This window comes from Pseudoalteromonas piscicida (assembly GCF_002744175.1).
GTDB lineage: Bacteria > Pseudomonadota > Gammaproteobacteria > Enterobacterales > Alteromonadaceae > Pseudoalteromonas > Pseudoalteromonas piscicida_B.
This window is the reverse complement of the sequence record NZ_NKHF01000043.1, coordinates 49,755-70,269: the sequence shown is the minus strand read 5'-3', so window position 1 is coordinate 70,269 and position 20,515 is coordinate 49,755. Positions and strand designations below refer to the sequence as shown.

The following is a 20,515-nucleotide window of genomic DNA, read 5'->3' as shown; positions in this document are numbered from 1 at the left end:
GATAGATTTACTTAGAAACGCCGTTATTTTACAACAATTGCATCTAGGCGGCTAGCGACTTTGCGAGAAACCCTCAGAATGTGGTCAAAGGTCCTAGATTTTATGGCGGGTATAGTATAAAGAAGCGGCAAATTTTGATATCTAACCAGAGAGTTTTGGGGGGAACCCCATTCTCGCGCTCTGCTACCGCCCTGATACCTACATCTGTGTAGGTAAGGCGAATCTACGCACCAGTAGCTGGCTATAGGAAGTGAATTCAACGTAGTCAGTGCTACAACTGGCTACTATAAAGGCATTAATTATCCGAAACTCAGGTTATCTCGGTAACTGTTACTGATTTGCGTTAGATCAAGATCCAAAGTGGCTAGAGGCGTACTATGAAAACAGGCCCAATCAGACAGTAACTTCATCTGTGTATAAGAAAACACTGTCACTAACGGCGCATTGATTGGGTCTACTCAAGACTCGAATGCGTTTTCACAAGACCACTCTCAATGGGATGAATACGATGAATATTGAACGCCACAGCCTAGCTAAAGAACTGCCAGAATTTAAAGATAAAATTCATGAATTAAAATTATCAGACGGACATTTTTCAAAGCTTTTTAAAGATTATCATGAAGTCGACAACGAAGTAATTCGGATCGAGGATGGTGTAGAGCATTCTAGCGACGAATACTTAGAGTCTTTGAAGAAAAAACGTTTATGGTTAAAAGACCAACTATATAGCATTCTTAAAGGTGCTGACTAACCGTTAGTAATGCTGCGGGCCTGATAAGCCCGCGGATCCACTTGCAACCTACCTCATTTGATTTTTCTGTGTCCCGAGCAGGACGAGAATTATTATCTATACTGTAAGCATTGTACTCCATTCACGATAATTCCTTTGATTGCACTCTTATTAGTACTGGCTGGCAGCTTTATCATGGGATTGGCGTTTTCTCCAGCAATTAAAACATGTCGATTGACTTCATCGGTGGGATGGCGTGTATTACTTATCTTGATGGCGATGTTTGAATTAGGCTATTTAAGTTTTGCCTACTTTTTATTTGAGCATATAGATAGTGTCAGCATCATTGAGCAGGGGTTGAGCTTAATTTTATTTTTGGGGTCAATTTTTGTCTTTGTAGTAAATTGTCTTAGCTTAAGTAGTTTGAGAGAGTTAAACGAAATTGCGACCCAAGCAAAATATAATGCTGAACATGACTTTCTGACTGATCTTGAAAACCGTCAAAGGTGTATTGATGCGATAAACGAACGCAAACAACAACAGCTTGATTTCAGTGTAATTCTCGTTGATCTCAATAACTTTAAGCAAATTAATGATGCAAAAGGGCACTTTTTTGGTGATAAATTTTTAATTGAACTTGCCAATAGAATGCGTGGGGCGCTATTACCCCAAAGCCAGCTTTATCGCATGGGCGGCGATGAGTTTATTATCATTATGGATGTCATAGATGTGAATTGTATCTATTCACAAAATAATGCGCTGTTAAGTGAGCTTAAATCAGGAATAGAGATAGAAGAGTTGCAATTAGATGTAACCTACAGTGCGGGAGCAAGCCTGTGGACGGAGCAGCGTCAGCTTGATGTGTTTGAGCTTTTAAAGCAAGCCGATATTGCGATGTACTCTGCAAAGCATAGTCGTCAAAGCATCGTTATCTTTGATGAAGAATTGCACGAAGGGGTTGAAGCGGAGTTTCAATTACTTACTCGTTTAAAGGCTGCTTTGGCTCGCGGAGAGCTCACTCTTTATTATCAACCTATTATTTGCTCAAAAAGCGGTGATATACATGGCGTTGAAGCGTTACTTAGGTGGCCTCAAGCCGACGGTTCAATGATCATGCCTGAACAATTTATTGAGCTAGCCGAGCGCAATAACTTAATTCGGCAGTTAAGCGCGTTTGTGATCAATCGGGTATTTCAAGATCTCGCTATTTTAATAGAGGTGAATCCAAGACTTGAGGTGCATATCAACCTTTCTTGCCAAGACTTTGTGGAGCAAAATTTAATTAATACCTTGGCGATGTTGATCGATAGTCATCGAGTTGATCCTACCCACATTGTTTTTGAGTTGACAGAAAGCACAGTAATGCAGGAGGTTAAAAAAGCACGCAGCCTCATTGAAACCTTAATAGACATGGGCTTTTCGGTCAGTATTGACGATTTTGGTACTGGATTTTCGTCATTTTCAATTTTAAAAGAGTTGCCTATTTCACAAATTAAAATAGACGGCTCGTTTGTTAGCCTGAGTCATGAGAGTGAGAAAGATCAAGCCATCGTTGAAACCAGTATGTTCCTTGCACGAAAGTTAAACTGTAGCATCGTAGCTGAGGGGGTCGAGAGTGATGCTTGTCTACAATATCTAAACAGCTTAAATTGCCCTTATGTACAAGGCTTTCAGATCTGCGAGCCGCTTTCTTTGAGTGAGTGTATTAAGTGGATGAGCTCGCAGAGTATGGTAAAAGGTGCGATGAAACGTCTAGACGGGAAATAGGTTATACCCATTGAATTAATTCTCTAATCAACCTGAAGGATGAAATAGCCTATTAGCGTCGTTAAAACTTCAGCATAGGTTTAGGTGGCACAAAGCCATACATGTTTTCAAAACCCGGTATTTCAGTTTCCCAGATAGGTGTTTCTTCACCAACATGCGCTCGAAACGCGTCTAAAAATAGCCGCGTTCTTACAGGCAAGTCTCGATGTGGATAGAGGGCATACATAGCCGCAAAATCGACCAGATTAATATTGGTCAAAATTGGCTGAAGTTTACCATTAGCGACTTCTTTGCCAACTAAAAAAGCGGGTGCGACAATATAACAGGTGCCCGAGAGTACGCTCTCCATTAAGCTATCGCCATCATTGGTTCTGAAGATACTCTTAACTGGCATTTGTTGTTCTTGCCCTTGTTCATCTTGATAAGTGATATTGGTAAAACGCAATGAGTCGCTGGCATAAGTTGCTGCAGGCAACTGGCTGAGCGCTTCAAGCGTAGTGGGAGTGCCGTGTGTTTTTAAAAAGGATGGGCTTGCTAAAATGAGTAAGCGATTACGAGCGATCCGACGTGCAATAAGAGATGAATCTTTTGGCTCGCCGACGCGAAAAGCCAGATCAAAGCCTTCGCCGACCAAATCCACCAGCCGGTCTTCCAATCTCAGCTCAACTTCAACATGCGGAAAGCGCTTTTGAAAGTCATTAATCACAGGCTGCACGTAGCGGCGACCAACCACGGTTGAGCTAGCAATTTTTAGTAAGCCTTTTGGCTCTGAGTGGTAGTTTTGTGCAATTCGTTGAGTGTCATTAAGCAATAGGCGCAGCTCTTGTGCTTTTTTGACCATTTCAGAGCCTGCCGAGGTCAAAGAAAAGGAGCGGGTGGTTCGGTTCATTAATCGCACGCCGAGCTCTTCTTCTAATTTGGTCATTTGCTTTGAGATCACGGAACGGTCAATATTGCGAAGTTGGGCAGCACTGGCAAAAGAGCCTCGCTCTACAACGTCTAAAAAGATTAATAATCGGCTGCTAATATCCATGATTTGAAAAAGTTCACTGACACTGATGCCATTGTGACACTAAACAATTGGAATTGCGAGGGGCATATTTCCACTAATAAAGTTGTGGCAAAATGCTAACAGTGGTTTAATGAAGTGAGAAAAACTAGTCGCATTACTGTATTTTTACGCAAAGCATAAAGGCAAGAGATGAGAGCAGTCCGATTCAATCATACAAATGGACTTACCTTCGAACAGGGAGAGATTAATTTACCTGAGGCAACGGATGATCAGGTTCTGATCAAAGTTGAGCACGTTGGTTTAAGCTTTATCGACACCAAAGTAGCGAGTTGTCCATGTGAAGAAACCCCAAACCGCGTGTTTGGAATCGACGCGGTAGGTGTCGTTGAAAAAGCGTGTAAAACAGGTTTTCCAGAACCTGGCACGCGCGTTTTTTGGCATGGTGATATTCGCGAGCAGGGCACCATGAGTGAGTTTGCTTTGGTGCCGAGCCATGCGTTAACTCAGTTGTCAGAAAATGTTGATGGTAAACTTACTGCGGCGGCCATTGCACCAGCAATGTGTGCCTTAATCGGATTGTTTAAGTTACAGCTTAATAGTGGTGATACGGTGCTAATCGAGTCAGCACATCACCCGGTAGGCCAGATGGCGGTGCAGTTTGCTAAGCAGTTAGGACTTGGAGTGGTTGCTTGTTCTAAGCCCGCTCATAAAAAGCACCTTGAACGACTTGGGGCCGATGTGGTTTACGCTGAAGATACTTTCTCGACGCTAGCTAATACGTTACAGATGCACTTTGGAGCAGCAGAAGTCCAAGGTGCACTTGATTTGACGGGCAGCCATACTGAGCAGTTAATTTCTCATTTAACTTTTTGCGGTCGAGTCAGTTGCTTAGCTGGCCTCCCAGCGATAGAACAAGATGTATTAATGAAGAAAGCCCCGAATATCGGTATTGTTTCGCTATGTGGAAGTTGGTTGTCTAACAGTGTTTGTGCGCAGCAAAGAATGGCTTTTATTGGTAATGCCCTAGCTGAAAAGCTCGAGAAGAACGAAGTGTCACTTGCGCAGCTTGAATCAATTCCACCACAAAACGATGCATTAATTGAAACACTCAAGCGACTTGAAAGTAGCGACAATATCGCTTTTTTCGCCGTCGATATGTAATAGCTGTATTTGCTTCCCTCTTAAATTACCTAACATATTGCAATAATGCTGAGCTTAGTCATTTGGCTAAACTCAGCAGCTTAATAATTTGATACACTTTCTGACATTTTTTTGTACCTGAACACCGTATACTCCCTTTCACACCAAGCTATGACCGTTGTAAGCGTTTATTAACTTCTCAATAAAAGAGAGTTGTCATTACATATCGGTATGTTTACATCATATTGATTGATGTGGCTGTGGCATCAATTTGGTGCAGATTGATATATTTATTTGCACTCGTCAAATCGGATAGACTAGTGTCCAAAGTTTAATAAGGATTAAACAATGAAAAAGTTACTCGTTATTTTCAGTTTTCTTATTTTTTCGGGCTTCGCATCAGCGAATGGGTCTCCTTATACGCTAATTAACCAGGTTGGTGATAAGTTATTTGCTGACATCAAGACCGTTAACCAAGATGGCAAGGCAACTGAAACCCAAATGAAAGGTATCGTCCGTAGTCGCTTGATGCCGCACATAGATGTGAAATTTGTGTCTTTTAAACTATTGGGCAAGCACATTAAGGGGTTAAAGCGAGATGAGGCCGTTGAATTTATCAGCGCGGTTGACAACTACTTAGTAGCAACATACGCCAACGCGTTACTACAATACAAAGGCCAAGATGTATTATTTGAAGAACTCCCCGTTTCTGAAGGCTCAGAATTTGCTACCGTTAAAGTGGTCATAAAAGAACAGTCTAAGCCAGATATTGATATGCATTTTAAGTTTCGTCAAAGCAAAGACGGCAGCTGGAAAGTATATGACATGGTAGCAGAAGGCATTTCGTTACTCAGTGCAAAGCAAAAAGAAATCACCATGAGAATTTCCGAAGTAGGTTTGGCACAAGTGACAGCCGAGCTGAAGAGTAAAGCATAAAACAAATTACTTCCCCCCGACTTTGAAGTAACCAAAAGAGCACATCATATTTGAGTGCTCTTTTTTTTTGCCTTGCGATTAAGGCTACTTTCTTGATTAAAAATAGACCACTTAATTAAGCGGATTGGTATAACTCAGCAAATAGATATCAATCCACTTTATTTATTAGTGGGTTTCCTTGCCTAGCCGCATCAAGATTTTCGCACGTCACCGAGGCTATCTGTTTGAGTGCTTCTTTGGTAAAGAAGCCTTGATGGCCAGTGACCAGCACATTTGGAAAACTCACCAAGCGTGAAAAAACATCATCTTGGATAATTTCTTCGCTGTGATTTTTGAAAAATAGCTCAGACTCTTGCTCATAGACATCGAGTCCGAGATAGCCTAGTTGCTTGGATTTTAGAGCGGAGATACAGGCTTTGCTGTCCAGCAGTGCTCCTCGACTGGTGTTGATCAGCATCACACCCGGTTTCATTTTTGCAAATGCCGCATCATCGATAATGTGATAAGTGTGTTCGTTTAGCGGGCAGTGTAGGCTGATAATGTCTGATTGTGCGAGTAAAATATCCAAAGACACAAGGGTGTATGGCCCTTCGCCAATATTTGGGTCGTAAACCAGTACGTTAGCCCCAAAGCCATTTAGGATACTAACAAGGGCTTGACCTATTTTACCGCAGCCAATAATCCCGACTGTCTTATTATAGATGTTAAAGCCTAACAGGCCATTGAGGTCAAAGTTATCTTCGCGTACTCGGTTATAGGCTTTATGCGTTTTTCTACTTAACGTAAGCATTAATGCAATACAGTGCTCTGCAACCGCTTCAGGGCTATACGCTGGTACACGGACGACATCAATCTGGTGTTGCTTTGCCGCTTTTATGTCAACATTGTTGAACCCAGCACAGCGCAGTGCAATCGTTTTAATGCCATATTCACTAAGTTGTGCGATAACCTCGGCATTCACAACATCGTTTACAAACACGCAAATGGCATCATACCCTTGGCATAGCGCGACTGTATTTTCGTTAAGAGATTCACTGATAAAACTTATCTCAAGGTGCGAAAATGGAGCGGTTGCTTGTTTGAAAAACGGCACTTCATAGTTTTGCGAACTGAATAGGGCGATTCTCATGATTAATGTGGCTCTCTATCACTGATTTAAGCGTTTCTGGCTTTGTTCTCGGGGCATATCTAGATATTAGCATGCCTTCAGAGTTTATTAGAAACTTAGTAAAATTCCATTTTATTGCGCGGTTTTGTGCGATACCACGCGTATGAGACTTTAAATAGCTAAATAACGGATGGGCATCAGGTCCGTTGACTTGTGTTTTAGTGCAGATCTTAAAGCTCAAATTGAAGTGCGTGTTGTAAAACTCTTTTAGCATTTCATCTTCAAGGGGCTCATTACGGCCAAACTGGTTGCATGGAAAAGCCAACACCTCAAACCCAAAAGGCTTGTATTTATTGTGTAGTTTTTCTAGTGCAGATAACTGAGGCGCAAAGCTACATTTACTGGCAATGTTTACGATCAATAAAGGTCTACCAGCAAAAGATTGCAGCGGTAAGACTTGTCCATCAATAAGTTGTGCACTAAAACGATAAATATTCTCCATCCTTTCAGGCTCCGTGTGTTTTCTTCATGTTATTCGGTATCAAAGCGATTTTTTCATTTGCTATGACAGAGGTGCTCGGGTATAAAAACTCCATTCTTATTAAGATAGCAATGAAATAGGACAGAAATATGTCAGTGAAAGTCGCATTTATAGGATTAGGTGTCATGGGTTATCCGATGGCAGGGCATTTGCAAAAAGCAGGTTACCAAGTCAGGGTATATAATCGTACGACAAGCAAGGCTGAAAAGTGGGCTTCAGAATATCAAGGTGATTTTGCTACTACGCCAAAAGCTGCTGTGGCTGACTGCGATTTTGTATTTATGTGTGTCGGCAATGATGATGATTTACGCTCGGTAGTGTATGGCGATGATGGTGTGCTGGCAGGAATAAAATCAGATGCTGTGCTGGTGGACCATACAACCACCTCAGCAAAAGTCGCTCGAGAAGTAGCAGAAAAAGCCCAAGAGCTAGGAGTTGAGTTTCTTGATGCTCCGGTTTCTGGTGGTCAGGCGGGCGCTGAAAATGGCGTGTTGACTATCATGGTTGGTGGTCAAGCTCGCACTTTTGCGAAAGCACAACCTGTTATGGCAGCTTTTGCTAGGTTTAGTCAGTTAATTGGTGAAGTTGGGGCTGGGCAGCTGTGTAAAATGGTTAATCAGATCTGTATTGCCGGTGTTGTGCAGGGACTGGCTGAAGGTCTGCATTTTGCAAAGCAAGCAGGGTTAGATGGTGAAAAAGTAATAGAAACAATCGCTAAAGGTGCGGCCGGCTCGTGGCAAATGGAAAATCGCTATAAGACTATGCTAGCAGGTGAATATGAGTTTGGATTTGCGGTCGATTGGATGAGAAAAGATTTAGGTATAGCGCTGGATGAGGCAAGAAGTAACGGTGCAAATTTAGCGCTGACGGCGTTAGTTGACCAATATTACGCAGACGTTCAAGCATTAGGCGGAAATCGTTTCGACACATCAAGCCTACTTGCTAGACTCGATGCGATCCACGACAAAAATAACTAATAGACTACAGCGGTGCTACATTGGCGATAAACTGTTGATGTAGTGCTTCTAGGTTATTGAGGATTGCTGTTTTTCCGGCGATATTCGTACGTGCTAGCAAAGCTTCAAGTGTTGTTGGTGATTGTAAAGCGGCCAACTGCTTTGCTGTACGCCAATGACTGATGTGCCACGGCTCAGCTGCAACACCGCCACGAAAACGGTCGTAAGGTCGATAAAAGCCATAGTGTTCAAGAGAGTTGTCAAGCCAACAAGAAAACTCGTATTGGTGGCCGCCCTCTAGATATTCCCACGGTTCAAGTTGCAGTGACTGATTCGCAGGGAGTCTATCCTTAGCATACACATCGAGATCGCTGCCAAAATGATGTCTACTGGCACCAGGAAGTGCAGAGAACAACATAATGGCTTTGACCTTGTCTATTTCAGATAGAGTGCTTAAATCAACTTCTTGATTATTAAGGTCCAATACTGGGCGTCGTCCTGCAAATTTATGCTCCCAAATCGACTTTTGTTTATCAAAGCTACGAAACGCTGAGGCAATGTAAAACTCAAAACCTGCCTGTTTTGCCGCCCTAACGAGTGCAGCGAGATCATCAACTATTTCTCGATGCACATCACGACCGTTATAGTATGTGAGGTGTGATTCATTGACCCCACATGCTATACACTGAGCGGTTGTTAGAGATTGGCTAGGCAAGCAACTTCTCCAAGATTTTTTCATATATCAAGGCAAGTTGGTCAAGATCTGTGCAGCTTACGCACTCGTTGACTTGGTGGATGGTCGCATTAATAGGTCCAAGCTCGATAACTTTACAGCCTGTTTGGGCGATAAATCGGCCATCCGATGTACCACCAGAAGTCTCAGGTGTGGTTTGTTTTCCAGTAACCTCTTTGATGGCTGCAATAGTCACGTCCAACAATGGCCCAGGCTCAGTTAAAAAGGGTAAGCCGTTTAATGTCCAATCAAGTTCATAATCCAGTTGGTGTTGATCTAAAATGGTGATCACCCGTTGCTTAAGCTGTTCAGCCGTTACTTCGGTGCTAAAGCGAAAGTTAAACTGCACTTGTAGAGAACCTGGGATGACATTACCAGCGCCGGTCCCTCCATTGATGTTGGATACTTGGAAGCTTGTAGCTGGAAAAAATGCATTGCCTTGATCCCATTCGGTCTGGCTAAGTTCCGCAATCGCCGCGGCGGATAAGTGAATAGGGTTTTTTGCAAGGTGAGGGTAGGCTACATGACCTTGTTTACCTATTACTTTTAGATGTCCAGTGAGCGACCCGCGACGACCATTTTTGACTACGTCACCGAGTTCATGACGAGATGATGGTTCACCGACTAAACACATATCAATTTTTTCGTTCCGCGCCTCAAGTAAGTCTACAACTCGGGTTGTACCATTAACAAAAGGGCCTTCTTCATCTGAGGTGATCAAAAAAGACAGTGACCCCGTGTGGTTTGGATGTTTATTGATAAATCGCTCGGTTGCGACCACCATAGCGGCAAGGGAGCCTTTCATATCAGCAGCTCCTCGGCCATGGAGCATGTCATCTTCAATAATTGCTGCAAATGGCGGGTGCTGCCACTGGCTTTCGTCGCCGACGGGTACAACGTCAGTGTGACCCGCAAAGCAAAAGTGCGGCCCACTGTCTCCCTTGCGTGCCCACGTGTTGAGCGTATCAACAAAGAAATGCTCTTCAACAGCAAACCCTAATTTCGCTAGCCGTTCATTGATTAATTGTTGACAACCTGCATCATCAGGAGTGACAGAAGCCCTCTGGATCAGGGCTTGGGCGAGTTTTACTACCTCGCTCATTAGGCAAAAATCTCATCATATTGGGCTGCTTTAAAGCCTAAGTGGTACTGGCCTTGATAATGCAGGATGGGGCGCTTGATCATGGCTGGCGCATCCAATAAGTGCTGTTTTGCACTTGCTTCATTTAAATTTTGCTTTTGTTCATCGCTTAGCGCACGATAAGTTGTACCACGTTTATTGAGCACATTTTCCCACCCTAACTGTTGAAAAAAAGTAGTCAATAAGGTTTCATCTATTCCATCTTTTCGATAGTCGTGGAAAGTAAACTCGATATCATGTTCTTGAAGATATTTTTTCGCCTTTTTAATGGTATCGCAGTTGCTGATCCCATACATCATGACTGTCATAAAGCACACGCCCTCGCAATGGTTATTATCGGCTCTTTGGCCGCAGTAACTTGTTTTAAAGGATAATAACATGCACCAAGCTTTTGTGCATTGAGTAGCACAATCGCAGCCATGGTTTTTGCTTCGCTAAGGGGAATATCGAAAAAGCACAGCGGCTCTCCCAGTTTTACCACAGTCTTACCAAAGCTATTGGCTTTAAGGTATTCAGGTTTAGCAAATTCACTGCTGATATCTAAACTCAGCAGCATCTTGAGGCCATTATTGGCTCGCATAAGATACTCACAGCTATTTCTTCTTATTTGGATTAGCTGACCATTGCAGGGGGATAGAAGTAACGGGACACGCATTTGTACACATACACCCATACCTAGCATCCCAGACGCTATAGCCGCATTTGGGTGTGCGCTCAGTGGCAGTACCTTACCTGAAAATGGACTTGGGATATGCGCAATTGGGTTAGCAATTTGGGATATTGGCCGGTATTGAATCGGTGGAGATAGTTCAATCAAAGTAATAAATATCCATCTTTTTTCAATGCTTGCATGGCCTGTTGAATTTGGCTTTCTTTAACCAAAATATAGTCGGTATCGTAGGTCGAGAGGGTAAAAATCGATACATTCGACTTTGCCAGTACACCGGATATGTTAGCCATAATGCCAGTTAATGAGAAACCCAGTGGGCCTACAACTTCTAATGCTCGCCAATGTGTTTCAGCAGCTAGACTATCCACCTTAATATCTGACGCACAGACAATAGAAAGCTCATCTGAGGTTTTGGCAATAAAGAAAATTTCACTGCTTAACACCGCTTGTGGCACTGCCTCATCGCAGTCCAAGCTGTGTATCGTAAATTCTTGTTTGAGCAGTTGCAGCGTTTGCTTTGACATTACCAACCCTTTATTTGGAAAATACCAAGTGGTTTTATTCATAGTATAGCGAAGTCAATTTAAAGACCAGAGGGTTGATGCTAAATCTAAGCAAAAGAAAGGACTAGTTGGTTAAGTGGCAACAAAGGGTCCATTTGCTGGACCCTCTGTGAAGCGCTTACCCTTCGATTTGTGTGGCTTGAATGGCGGTGAGGGCAATGGTGTAGACGATATCGTCAACCAAAGCTCCACGACTCAAGTCGTTGACAGGTTTACGCATCCCTTGCAGCATAGGACCAATACTAACCAGATCTGCACTTCTTTGTACTGCTTTGTAAGTGGTGTTACCGGTATTCAAATCTGGAAAAACAAACACGGTTGCTTTACCGGCTACTTTGCTATTTGGAGCCTTTTTACGGGCGACGTTTTCCATAATAGCAGCGTCGTATTGAAGTGGGCCATCAATATCCAGATCAGGGCGTTTTTTCTGTGCAAGTTCGGTTGCTTCACGTACCTTTTCGACATCGGCCCCTTGACCTGAAGTACCTGTACTATAGCTGATCATGGCAACACGAGGTTCAATACCGAAGGCCGCAGCAGAATCGGCTGATTGAATCGCTATATCAGCTAACTGTTCAGCGCTTGGATCTGGGTTAATGGCACAGTCGCCATATACCAACACTTGATCAGGCAACAACATAAAAAACACTGAGCTTACTAGTGAAGCCCCTGGCGCTGTTTTGATCAGCTGCAATGATGGGCGGATGGTGTTTGCTGTGGTGTTAACTGCACCAGAGACCAAACCATCGACTTCCCCCTCTGCTAACATCATGGTGCCGAGGACAACATTGTCTTGTAGCTGCTCTTCAGCAACAACTTCGGTTAGTCCTTTGTTTTTACGCAGTTCAACCATAGGAGCGATATACTTTTGTACTTCTTCCTGAGGTGACAAGATGGTGACATTCTCATTTAACTCAACGCCTTGTTGCTGTGCAATACGTTCAATTTCTTCTCTGTCACCAAGCAATACGGTTTTAGCGATGTTACGCTTGCCACAAATTGCTGCAGCCTTGATAGTCCGAGGCTCATTACCTTCTGGCAATACGATGGTTTTACTTGCTCGTCTTGCTAAGTCAGTTAATAAGTAGCGGAAAGCTGGAGGAGAAAGTTTACGTGTTTTTGCAACTCCTTTAGCTAGGCTTTCTAGCCACTCGCTTTCTATATGGCGGGCATTGTGCTGCTTGACGCGCTCTATACGCTGTTCATCATCGCTCGGAACTTCCATATTGAAATTATGTAGTAGCAATGATGTACGCCAAGTATCAGCTTCGGTTGCAAGTATTGGTAAACCCGTATCCATAGCCTGTTCACACAAAGTCATGATTTTATCTTCAGGTTTAAAACCACCAGTGAGCAAGATTGCGCCAATCTTTGTGCCGTTCATCGCCGATAAGCAGGCGGCAACCAAAATATCAGAGCGGTCACCTGGGGTCACAAGCAGTGCTCCAGGCGTGAAATGGTTGAGGATATTCGATACGGTTCTGGCACAAAACGTAACGCGACGTAGGCGACGGTGCTCCATATCTCCAGCGTTAATCACTTCAGCTTTCATGTAGTTGCTCAAATCAATAACACGTGGAGCAACAAGGTCAAAATCCCAAGGGATAGCGCCTAGCAGCTGAAATGGATGCTTTCTGAAGATCGGCAGCGAAGCCAAGCGGTTCATTTCATTTTCTAGTTCATCAGGCTTATATTGATCAACAAGATCGGCACGAGCCCGGCCATCTTCATCCAATGGTGCATTGACCTTGTTGAAAATACAGCCTAATACTCGAGGGTGATTAACACCCCCATAATTACCAGCTGCGATTTCCAAGCGATCTTCAAGCTCGTCAATGGAGTCATTTCCCGGTGTTAGTACGAAAACAATGTCTGCACCTAGAGTTTGAGCGATTTCACGGTTAACGCGACCAGCATAAGGTTGGCGACGTGTCGGCACCATGCCTTCGATGATAGCAACTTCATCATCTTGTACACTTCCTTCAAAGCGTTCGACGATCTCTTCTAGCAAGTCGTCGCCCTTACCGTCACCAATCATTTGCTCGGCATAGCTCAACTCAAATGGCGTAGGCGGAGTAATCGTTGAACCCTGCTGCACGATCACTGTGGACTTTTCGGGGCCTGTGTCTTCTTTTCTGGGCTGGGCAATGGGTTTGAAAAAGTTAACTTTGACGGCTTTTTGTTCCAGTGCTCTCACAATACCTACCGATACCGATGTTAAACCAACGCCAGTAGAAATAGGAATGAGCATAATACGACGACCCATTATTATACTCCTTTTGCCAGCGTTGCAGCATCGTTAGCAATAACCCACTCTTCATTCGTTGGGATCACCATCGCAACCGGAGTGTGTGAGGCATCAGTGATAATACCTTGATCACCAAAACGGGCGTTAAGATTGCTCTCAGTGTTAATCTTCATACCGAGGAAGCTCAGTTGATTAACGACTTTCTCTCGGATCACATCAGAGTTTTCTCCGATACCACCTGTGAACACAAGTGCGTCTAAACCGCCCAGCGGGACTAAGAAACTGGCAATCTGTTTGGCTAATCGATAGCAGAAAATATCTAATGCTAAGGAGGCCTGAGGATGGTTTTCTTGCGCTGCTTCTTCGATGGTACGGCAGTCGTTAGAAAGCTCGCTGATGCCAAGTAAGCCACTTTGCTTATTCAACAAAGTATCTATTTGCTGCGTTGAATAATTCAGCTGATTGGCAAGAAATGAGAATAAGCCAGGATCGATATCGCCGCTGCGAGTGCCCATGACTAAGCCTTCTAACGGAGTTAATCCCATACTGGTATCAACGGACTTACCGTCTTTAATTGCCGTTACTGAGCAACCATTACCCAAGTGTGCGGTAATAATTCGAGATGACGTATCTTTTAACCCTAAAACCTCGATAGCTTGTGCCGATACATAAGCATGACTTGTACCGTGGAAGCCATAGCGTCTAACGCCATGTTCACGATAAAGAGAATAAGGCAAGGCGTAAAGGTAGGCGGTTTGATCCATACTTTGGTGGAAAGCCGTATCAAATACTGCAATTTGAGGTAAATGAGCAAACGCTGCTTGTGCTGCGCGGATACCCAACAAATTGGCTGGGTTATGCAAAGGTGCAAGGCTTGCGGTTTCTTCAATTGCTTTAATAACGGAGTCATCAATAATGACTGACTGTGTAAAGCGCTCTCCGCCATGCACTACGCGGTGGCCGACAGCGACAAGATCAGCATCTAAAGAAAGATCTTTGATGAGTTTTACAAGTGTAGTGATTGCAACTTGGTGTGCATCACCACTATTAAGGGGCACGATTTCCTTGTTGCCTTGGAACTTATATTTTATTTGTGGGGCTTGATCAGCGAGGCGTTCAGCCAGACCAGATAATATCTCGTCGCCAGTTGCGTTATCGATGATCGCAAACTTAAGACTAGAGCTTCCACAATTAAGAACCAAAACATGCTGAGATGACATAATGACTTTCCGTTTTGACAATAACAGTTATTGCGTATTAAGCTTAAAGCTATAGCGCATATAAGCTACGCATTTAGACTAAGGTATAGTTGACAGTAAAGACGACAATTTTACCTCATTTTTTATATAAAAGTTAGCACCTAGGAGTTATGATGCAAAAAAGTCTTATTTCGCAAGTGCAACTTGGACGTCAATACTCGAAAGAGTGGCCTATGCGCAAGGAGCTTGCACCACTATTTCCCGAATTTCGGGTAATAAAGGCGACAGAGCTTGCTTTAAATACCATGCCAATGTTGGCGGTGTTTACCTTGTTTCTTCAAACCAGTCAGCTTGGGTTTCAATATTTGCCACAGGCAATTGCTATTGCGCTGTTCTTTTTATCGCTACCGGTGCAGGGGCTTTTATGGTTAGGTAAAAGAGCTGAAACGCCGTTAAATCCGGCGCTCTATTCATGGTATACCGAATTACATCAAAAGATGGTAGCTAATGGCTATGATTCACCATTGTCGTCAAGAAAACCGAGATATAGAGATTTGGCACGGCTACTGAAAGACATGTTCGAAAAAATGGACAAGGCATTTACCAAAGAAAACCTTTGAGGCGAGGTAAATGCCTACCTAAAAAATAGGGCCGGTAGGCGGTGCTAGTTTATCATTAACTGCGCTTGTATTCGTTGATCAAAAACGCAAGGGTGATTTCAATCCGGTCCGTCTTTTGTAATCTATCCATATGTTCTTGCTTAAACTTCCAAGCGAACGGTGTCATCATGATTAAATGCTGAACGCAATCAAAATCCATTATGTGGGTCTGTTGCAGTTTAGTACGTTCTACCAATTCAAAGCCTGTCGGTGTGTCAGGTGCCTTGTGTAGCTTCACACTATCGTAAATAAGTGACTTAAGCTCGAACAGGTGATGTTCACCCGGGGAAACAACAAACAAGCTCCCGTTATTCTGACACAGCCGCGCTAATTCTTCGGCAAAAACCGGTGCAAAAATACTGACAATCACATCTGCAAATTGACTTTCAAACGGTGCCTCTTTAATAGAAGCCACGCTAAACGCCACTTCAGGGTAGCGCTTAGCGGCGTAGCGTATCGCGGGTTTGGCAATATCAACACCATATACTTTTGCACTTTGGCAGCGTTTGGCGATTTCGCGGGTGTAAAAACCTTCTCCACATCCCAAGTCTAATAGCGTAGAAGGGGACTTTTCAGACACCAATTGCGCCAGTTTATCTCGGAGGAAGTGATAATGGTCAGTTTCAAAAAATGCACGACGTGCAGCAACCATTTCTTGGTTATCACCAGGTTGTTTGGACTTTTTATTCTGGACCGGCAATAGGTTGACATAACCCTCTTTGGCAATGTCAAACTGGTGATTATTATTACAGCTATAGCTAGTACCGCCTTGATATAGAGGCTGTTTACAAAGAGGACAGCGGTAGTGGGAGATCATTTGTCTAAGTATTCCCTATCAAAAAAAGTTTTAACCCAGTGTGGGCGATATGTGATCAACAACGTGATGGCCATGCCATTTAACATGGCTTCAGGAAACCACATGATTACTGCAAAATGCAAATAGTTATCAGCTAGTTGATACCAAGTATAGGCATCTATTGCATAGTAATAGAGCGCGCTTAATAGTATTTTTATGCAACCAACCGTGCCGGCAAAGATAAATGCGCAAACAAAAATATAAACGAAAAAATGCCGCGGTAAATGATGGTAACACAGCGCAAAGAGCACATAGCTCAAATAAACGGGGATCAGTGCCGTAAACAACCAGAAATTGCCAAATGCTACTAGCGTTAAGTCATTAAAGTAGGTATGTATAATACAGGCTAGGGTCGCACTCAGTGCACCAAGGCGCCACCCGAGAATAAGGGTTACGGCGGTTACCCCTAAAATATGGATATTAAGTTCAGGCAAAATACCCGCTTTAATTTGCCACAACAGCGTAAGTACCACAGCACTGCTTAATACACCGGTTTGCCGGGCAGCTACTTGTAGCAATTGTTGGTATTCGTTGCGATTAAAACTGAGTAAAAATAACCCAAGGGCTGCGATAAATGTCACGTTTCTATCCAGATTTTAATAGTTAACCTGAGGCTTGCATAAGGAATGAGCTAACTTATTGCTTTTAAATACATTTAGCTACTTCCTTGTCTAGCCAAAAAGTTATAGAGATAACACCGCGTCCTGCTCTTTAAGGTGCCTACATTCTGTAACTGGCTGCTAGAAAGGCATTAATTATCCGAAGCTCAGGTTAGTTATGTTGGCAAGGGCCGAACGATGAACTAATTCGCTCGGCAGAGACTTGCCGATTATTATATGTCGAAAGTCGCCCAAATTGGCGCATGATCTGACGGCTTTTCAATGCCTCTTAGCTCATAATCTATGTCACTTTCAACACACTTGGTCATCAATGGATCGGTTGCCAGCACAACGTCAATGCGCAGGCCTCGGTTGTCGTCAAAGCCTTTTGAGCGATAGTCAAACCACGAGTATTTTTCTGTTGCATCTGGTGTTAAAGTTCTAAAGGTATCTTTAAAACCCCAGTCCATGAGCGTTTTCAACCATTCACGCTCCTCAGGTTGGAAAGAGCATTTACCGGTTTTAAGCCAACGTTTTCGATTTTGTTCACCAATACCGATATCAGCGTCTTGTGGCGAAATATTGATGTCACCCATCACGATTAAGTTTGATTGAGGGTCGGCAAATTCATTTAAATGTGTCATGAGATCAGCATAAAATTGCCTTTTATATGGGAATTTTGTTTCGTGATTGATGTTATCTCCTTGCGGAAAATAGCCATTCATCACAGTGACATCGGCACCTGAGTCACTTTCAAATGTGCCACTGATCATTCTACGTTGTGATTCATCGGTGTCCGTTGCAAACCCTTTTTGAATCGTTTTTGCTGGTTTCTTCGAGAGCAGGGCAACGCCATAATGGGCTTTTTGCCCATGAAAATAAACGTGATAGCCAAGTGCTTCCACATCATCGATGGGAAAGGCCTCATCATGAACTTTGATTTCCTGAAGTCCAATAACGTCAGGCTGATGCTTTTCAATTAGTGCTTGTAATTGATGTAGCCTAGCTCTTAGGCCATTAATGTTAAAAGAAACAATTTTCATAGCGCTCTCTATAGATTCTTGCTGTTATTTGTCAAAGTTTATCATTTAAAAACGAGAGGGTCAGCGATTGGGTATAATTAACCTGAACTCGGGATAAGAAGTGATTTCTCAATATACGGCAAATTTTCTGTAGCTGGCTAGGTCTTTGCGCCGTTATGGTGGTATGTCCACATGTTAAATTTTACACAAGTTTAGCGTCAGCATAACGAAGACTTTAGCTTAGTGTAAATAGATCATTAAATAACCAAATTTGCATGATTTATCTGTTTACTTATTCTTCGATGTAATTATAATCCGCCCCGAATCGTTCAATTGGGGTATATTATGCTTAAATCTCTCTCTTTCTTGGGTCTTGTTTCTTTCGCTTCTACAACTGCTTTTGCTTCGCAGGTTGAGTTTACTCAAGCCGATGCTTCACCAGCGACTAAAGTTTGTACCATTGCCGCAGAGCAAGGGTTTAGTGCAGCGCGTAAAGAAGCAGCATCATTAGGCCTTTACATTTCTCGTTTCTCACCAAGCATTCAGTGTAACGGTGAAGACATTCGTGAGTTTGCAAAAGCTTCACAACGTATCCAGAAACAAGAAAAGAAAGTAGAGTTAGTGGCTGAAAAATCTGACACTGCGACTGAGCTATGTCTTGATGCAGTGCGCCATGGCGTAAATAACTTGCGTTTAAATAGTCAACAGGTAAGAAACCTACGTTGTAATGACATGCCGGTTAAACAATTCGTGAAAGAATTCAGAAACGCAGCGATCTAATTGCTACGTAAGCAAAGCAGTATTGATGTTTGAAAAGGTGCATAATGCACCTTTTTTCTTGTCGCCGGCTAATTCACATCACGGTATTTTTTATAACAAATTACGGTCATTAATCCTGCAACTGGCACTGTGATAATACTGAACCAGCCTCCGCTATAAAGTACAGCTAGCCACATTCCAATATCTTTATTAGCAACAATACAATCAGAAGTACCAGTCTCCGATACCCGACAGTTGAGAATAGCAACGGCCAGCTCTGCGCTCAAAAGACCAATGAGTGGTAATATAGCGATAATACCGCAGGCAATAGTAATATGTTTTAAGCTTTTTCGAGACATAAAAAATTTCCTTATTAATCACGATACCTCTTGTTAATACATTTACCAATAAAACACACACAACAGTTACTGTTCAAGTAAATAAACGCAAGTGTTGGCGGGCCTTTAGGGCAGCAACTCTTGGCTTTGTCAGCTTGTTGTCAAAGCTGGTAGGTTAACTTTGTAATGCTTGGATAATTTTTTGCTATAATCGCCATAATTTTTATTTAGTAATGATAATTGATGAAATTTAGCGAGTTACAACTCCATCCTGATTTATTAAGCGCCGTGTCAGAGCTGGGTTATGAAGCTGCGACGCCAATTCAAGAAAAAAGTATTCCACTAGTGCTACAGGGGAACGACTTAATTGCCAGCGCTCAAACCGGAACGGGTAAAACGGCGGCCTTTATGTTACCAATTTTGCACAAGCTATTGGCCAGTAAAAGCAACGACAATGAGAATCGCACCGTCAAGGCGCTGGTATTAACACCCACGCGTGAATTAGCGCAACAGGTGGCAGCGCATACTGAGCAGTTGGTAGGACAAACACAATTGAAGGTGGCATGTTTATACGGCGGGGCAAATATTGGTCCCCAAGAAAAACGTTTAAAAGCTGGGGTTGATATTGTCGTTGCGACACCAGGGCGTTTGCTTGATCACATTATCAAAAATACGTTATCACTTGACAGCATTTGCCACCTTGTTTTTGACGAAGCTGACCGAATGCTTGATATGGGTTTTATGGGTGAAATTAAACGGATCATGCGCCATATGCCACGCGAGCGTCAAACATTGTTATTCTCAGCAACAGTTGATGATACGGTTTTATCACAAGTAAAGCCGTGGTTACGTGATCCTAAACGGGTCGGTGTTGAAGCTGAAAATCGTGCTGCGAATACGGTAACACAAATATTTTACTCTGTGGATGAAGAGCGTAAGCAGGAGCTGATTGCACATCTAATTGGTAAAAATAATTGGCATCAGGTACTCATTTTTACCCGCACAAAAAACAGTGCCGACAATTATGCAAAAGAGCTCAATAAAGATGGGCTAAAAACAGCCGCAATCCACGGTGACAAATCTCAAGGCGCAAGGGACAAAGCTCTGGCTCAGTTTAAGTCAGGTGATATTCGTGTTTTAGTCGCCACTGATGTGGCTGCACGTGGTATTGATATTGACTCGTTAAATTATGTGTTCAATGCTGAGTTACCTTACGTAGCTGAGGATTATGTACATCGTATTGGCCGCAGTGGTCGAGCTGGACAAAGTGGTCAAGCCATTTCTTTGGTTAGTATTGATGAGCAATGGTTATTAGAAGAAATCGAGATCTTTCTTGATGAGCGTTTTGCCCCACAGTGGCTGCCGGGTTATGAGCCTGATTTAACACGAGAAGCCAAAGATAATCGCCGCAATACGGGAAAGTCTAAAAAACAAAGGGATAAAAAGCGGATTTTAGGTACTCGAACTAAGCGTAAAAGAAAATGATAAAAGTGTAAGCTCAATCTCAGTATTGAGCTTACGAAGTCCGCCTTAAGCGC

Annotated in this window: 22 protein-coding genes; 8 read left to right on the top strand and 14 right to left on the bottom strand. The window is 43.0% G+C overall.

From position 1 onward, the window contains the following. Positions 1-508: 508 nt before the first annotated feature. Complete coding sequence (locus CEX98_RS10315) at positions 509-751, top strand: YdcH family protein (RefSeq protein WP_099641985.1); 243 nt, start codon at positions 509-511, stop codon at positions 749-751. A 135-nt stretch (positions 752-886) separates the two neighbouring features. After that, entirely contained in the window at positions 887-2,497 is a 1,611-nt protein-coding gene (locus CEX98_RS10310; RefSeq protein ID WP_242441680.1) for a putative bifunctional diguanylate cyclase/phosphodiesterase, read from the top strand. Positions 2,498-2,558: 61 nt separating this feature from the next. Here the strand turns inward: CEX98_RS10310 and CEX98_RS10305 are convergent, their stop codons facing one another. Beyond that, positions 2,559-3,530, bottom strand: a complete 972-nt coding sequence (locus CEX98_RS10305) for a LysR family transcriptional regulator (protein WP_099641983.1) — start codon at positions 3,528-3,530, stop codon at positions 2,559-2,561. Between the two features lie 168 nt (positions 3,531-3,698). Here CEX98_RS10305 and CEX98_RS10300 point away from each other — a divergent pair, with 168 nt between their 5' ends. Both CEX98_RS10300 and CEX98_RS10295 read left to right on the top strand, forming a co-directional pair. Continuing rightward, positions 3,699-4,670 carry a zinc-binding dehydrogenase gene (locus tag CEX98_RS10300; protein ID WP_099641982.1) on the top strand — a complete coding sequence of 324 codons (972 nt, stop codon included), beginning with the start codon at positions 3,699-3,701 and terminating at the stop codon, positions 4,668-4,670. Positions 4,671-4,997: 327 nt separating this feature from the next. Further along, positions 4,998-5,585 carry an MlaC/ttg2D family ABC transporter substrate-binding protein gene (locus CEX98_RS10295; RefSeq protein ID WP_099641981.1) on the top strand — a complete coding sequence of 196 codons (588 nt, stop codon included), beginning with the start codon at positions 4,998-5,000 and terminating at the stop codon, positions 5,583-5,585. 148 nt (positions 5,586-5,733) lie between these two features. Here the strand turns inward: CEX98_RS10295 and CEX98_RS10290 are convergent, their stop codons facing one another. Both CEX98_RS10290 and CEX98_RS10285 read right to left on the bottom strand, forming a co-directional pair. Further along, positions 5,734-6,714 (bottom strand): 2-hydroxyacid dehydrogenase, encoded by a 981-nt coding sequence (locus CEX98_RS10290; protein ID WP_099641980.1) that lies wholly within the window; start codon positions 6,712-6,714, stop codon positions 5,734-5,736. Further along, complete coding sequence (locus CEX98_RS10285) at positions 6,680-7,195, bottom strand: glutathione peroxidase (protein WP_099641979.1); 516 nt, start codon at positions 7,193-7,195, stop codon at positions 6,680-6,682. The genes CEX98_RS10290 and CEX98_RS10285 overlap by 35 nt, the downstream gene beginning before the upstream one ends. Positions 7,196-7,323: 128 nt before the next feature. Between CEX98_RS10285 and CEX98_RS10280 the strand changes: the two genes are divergently transcribed. Further along, entirely contained in the window at positions 7,324-8,211 is an 888-nt protein-coding gene (locus tag CEX98_RS10280; protein WP_099641978.1) for an NAD(P)-dependent oxidoreductase, read from the top strand. Between the two features lie 4 nt (positions 8,212-8,215). Here the strand turns inward: CEX98_RS10280 and CEX98_RS10275 are convergent, their stop codons facing one another. From CEX98_RS10275 to CEX98_RS10245, 7 genes are all read right to left on the bottom strand, one after another. Beyond that, complete coding sequence (locus tag CEX98_RS10275) at positions 8,216-8,905, bottom strand: M15 family metallopeptidase (protein WP_099641977.1); 690 nt, start codon at positions 8,903-8,905, stop codon at positions 8,216-8,218. After that, positions 8,898-10,025 carry a succinyl-diaminopimelate desuccinylase gene (gene dapE / locus CEX98_RS10270; RefSeq protein ID WP_099641976.1) on the bottom strand — a complete coding sequence of 376 codons (1,128 nt, stop codon included), beginning with the start codon at positions 10,023-10,025 and terminating at the stop codon, positions 8,898-8,900. Before dapE ends, CEX98_RS10275 begins: the two co-directional genes overlap by 8 nt. Beyond that, complete coding sequence (locus CEX98_RS10265) at positions 10,025-10,372, bottom strand: ArsC family reductase (RefSeq protein WP_099641975.1); 348 nt, start codon at positions 10,370-10,372, stop codon at positions 10,025-10,027. The genes dapE and CEX98_RS10265 overlap by 1 nt, the downstream gene beginning before the upstream one ends. After that, the gene (locus tag CEX98_RS10260) at positions 10,369-10,881 is read right to left on the bottom strand and encodes a PTS glucose transporter subunit IIA (protein WP_099641974.1); all 513 of its coding nucleotides are present in this window, start codon (positions 10,879-10,881) and stop codon (positions 10,369-10,371) included. Before CEX98_RS10260 ends, CEX98_RS10265 begins: the two co-directional genes overlap by 4 nt. After that, positions 10,878-11,258, bottom strand: coding sequence for an ACT domain-containing protein (locus tag CEX98_RS10255; RefSeq protein WP_099641973.1), 381 nt, complete (start codon positions 11,256-11,258; stop codon positions 10,878-10,880). The genes CEX98_RS10260 and CEX98_RS10255 overlap by 4 nt, the downstream gene beginning before the upstream one ends. Before the next feature lie 157 nt (positions 11,259-11,415). Then, a complete protein-coding gene (gene pta, locus CEX98_RS10250; protein ID WP_099641972.1) occupies positions 11,416-13,563 on the bottom strand; it encodes a phosphate acetyltransferase in 2,148 nt (715 codons plus the stop codon). Positions 13,564-13,565: 2 nt separating this feature from the next. Further along, entirely contained in the window at positions 13,566-14,765 is a 1,200-nt protein-coding gene (locus CEX98_RS10245; protein ID WP_099641971.1) for an acetate kinase, read from the bottom strand. Positions 14,766-14,917: 152 nt separating this feature from the next. Between CEX98_RS10245 and yfbV the strand changes: the two genes are divergently transcribed. Next, the gene (gene yfbV / locus CEX98_RS10240) at positions 14,918-15,364 is read left to right on the top strand and encodes a terminus macrodomain insulation protein YfbV (RefSeq protein WP_099641970.1); all 447 of its coding nucleotides are present in this window, start codon (positions 14,918-14,920) and stop codon (positions 15,362-15,364) included. A gap of 55 nt (positions 15,365-15,419) precedes the next feature. Here yfbV and rlmA read toward each other — a convergent pair whose 3' ends face one another. The 3 genes from rlmA to xthA all read right to left on the bottom strand — a co-directional run bounded on the left by rlmA (position 15,420) and on the right by xthA (position 17,901). After that, complete coding sequence (gene rlmA / locus CEX98_RS10235) at positions 15,420-16,220, bottom strand: 23S rRNA (guanine(745)-N(1))-methyltransferase (protein WP_099641969.1); 801 nt, start codon at positions 16,218-16,220, stop codon at positions 15,420-15,422. Then, entirely contained in the window at positions 16,217-16,840 is a 624-nt protein-coding gene (locus CEX98_RS10230; protein ID WP_099641968.1) for an energy-coupling factor ABC transporter permease, read from the bottom strand. The genes rlmA and CEX98_RS10230 overlap by 4 nt, the downstream gene beginning before the upstream one ends. A 251-nt stretch (positions 16,841-17,091) precedes the next feature. Continuing rightward, positions 17,092-17,901, bottom strand: a complete 810-nt coding sequence (gene xthA, locus CEX98_RS10225) for an exodeoxyribonuclease III (RefSeq protein ID WP_099641967.1) — start codon at positions 17,899-17,901, stop codon at positions 17,092-17,094. Positions 17,902-18,225: 324 nt separating this feature from the next. Here xthA and CEX98_RS10220 point away from each other — a divergent pair, with 324 nt between their 5' ends. Next, positions 18,226-18,660, top strand: a complete 435-nt coding sequence (locus tag CEX98_RS10220; RefSeq protein ID WP_099641966.1) for an exonuclease III — start codon at positions 18,226-18,228, stop codon at positions 18,658-18,660. Positions 18,661-18,728: 68 nt separating this feature from the next. Here the strand turns inward: CEX98_RS10220 and CEX98_RS10215 are convergent, their stop codons facing one another. Then, the gene (locus CEX98_RS10215) at positions 18,729-18,998 is read right to left on the bottom strand and encodes a hypothetical protein (RefSeq protein WP_099641965.1); all 270 of its coding nucleotides are present in this window, start codon (positions 18,996-18,998) and stop codon (positions 18,729-18,731) included. 222 nt (positions 18,999-19,220) lie between these two features. Here CEX98_RS10215 and CEX98_RS10210 point away from each other — a divergent pair, with 222 nt between their 5' ends. Next, positions 19,221-20,462, top strand: a complete 1,242-nt coding sequence (locus CEX98_RS10210; RefSeq protein ID WP_099641964.1) for a DEAD/DEAH box helicase — start codon at positions 19,221-19,223, stop codon at positions 20,460-20,462. The last annotated feature ends 53 nt before the right edge of the window (positions 20,463-20,515 follow it).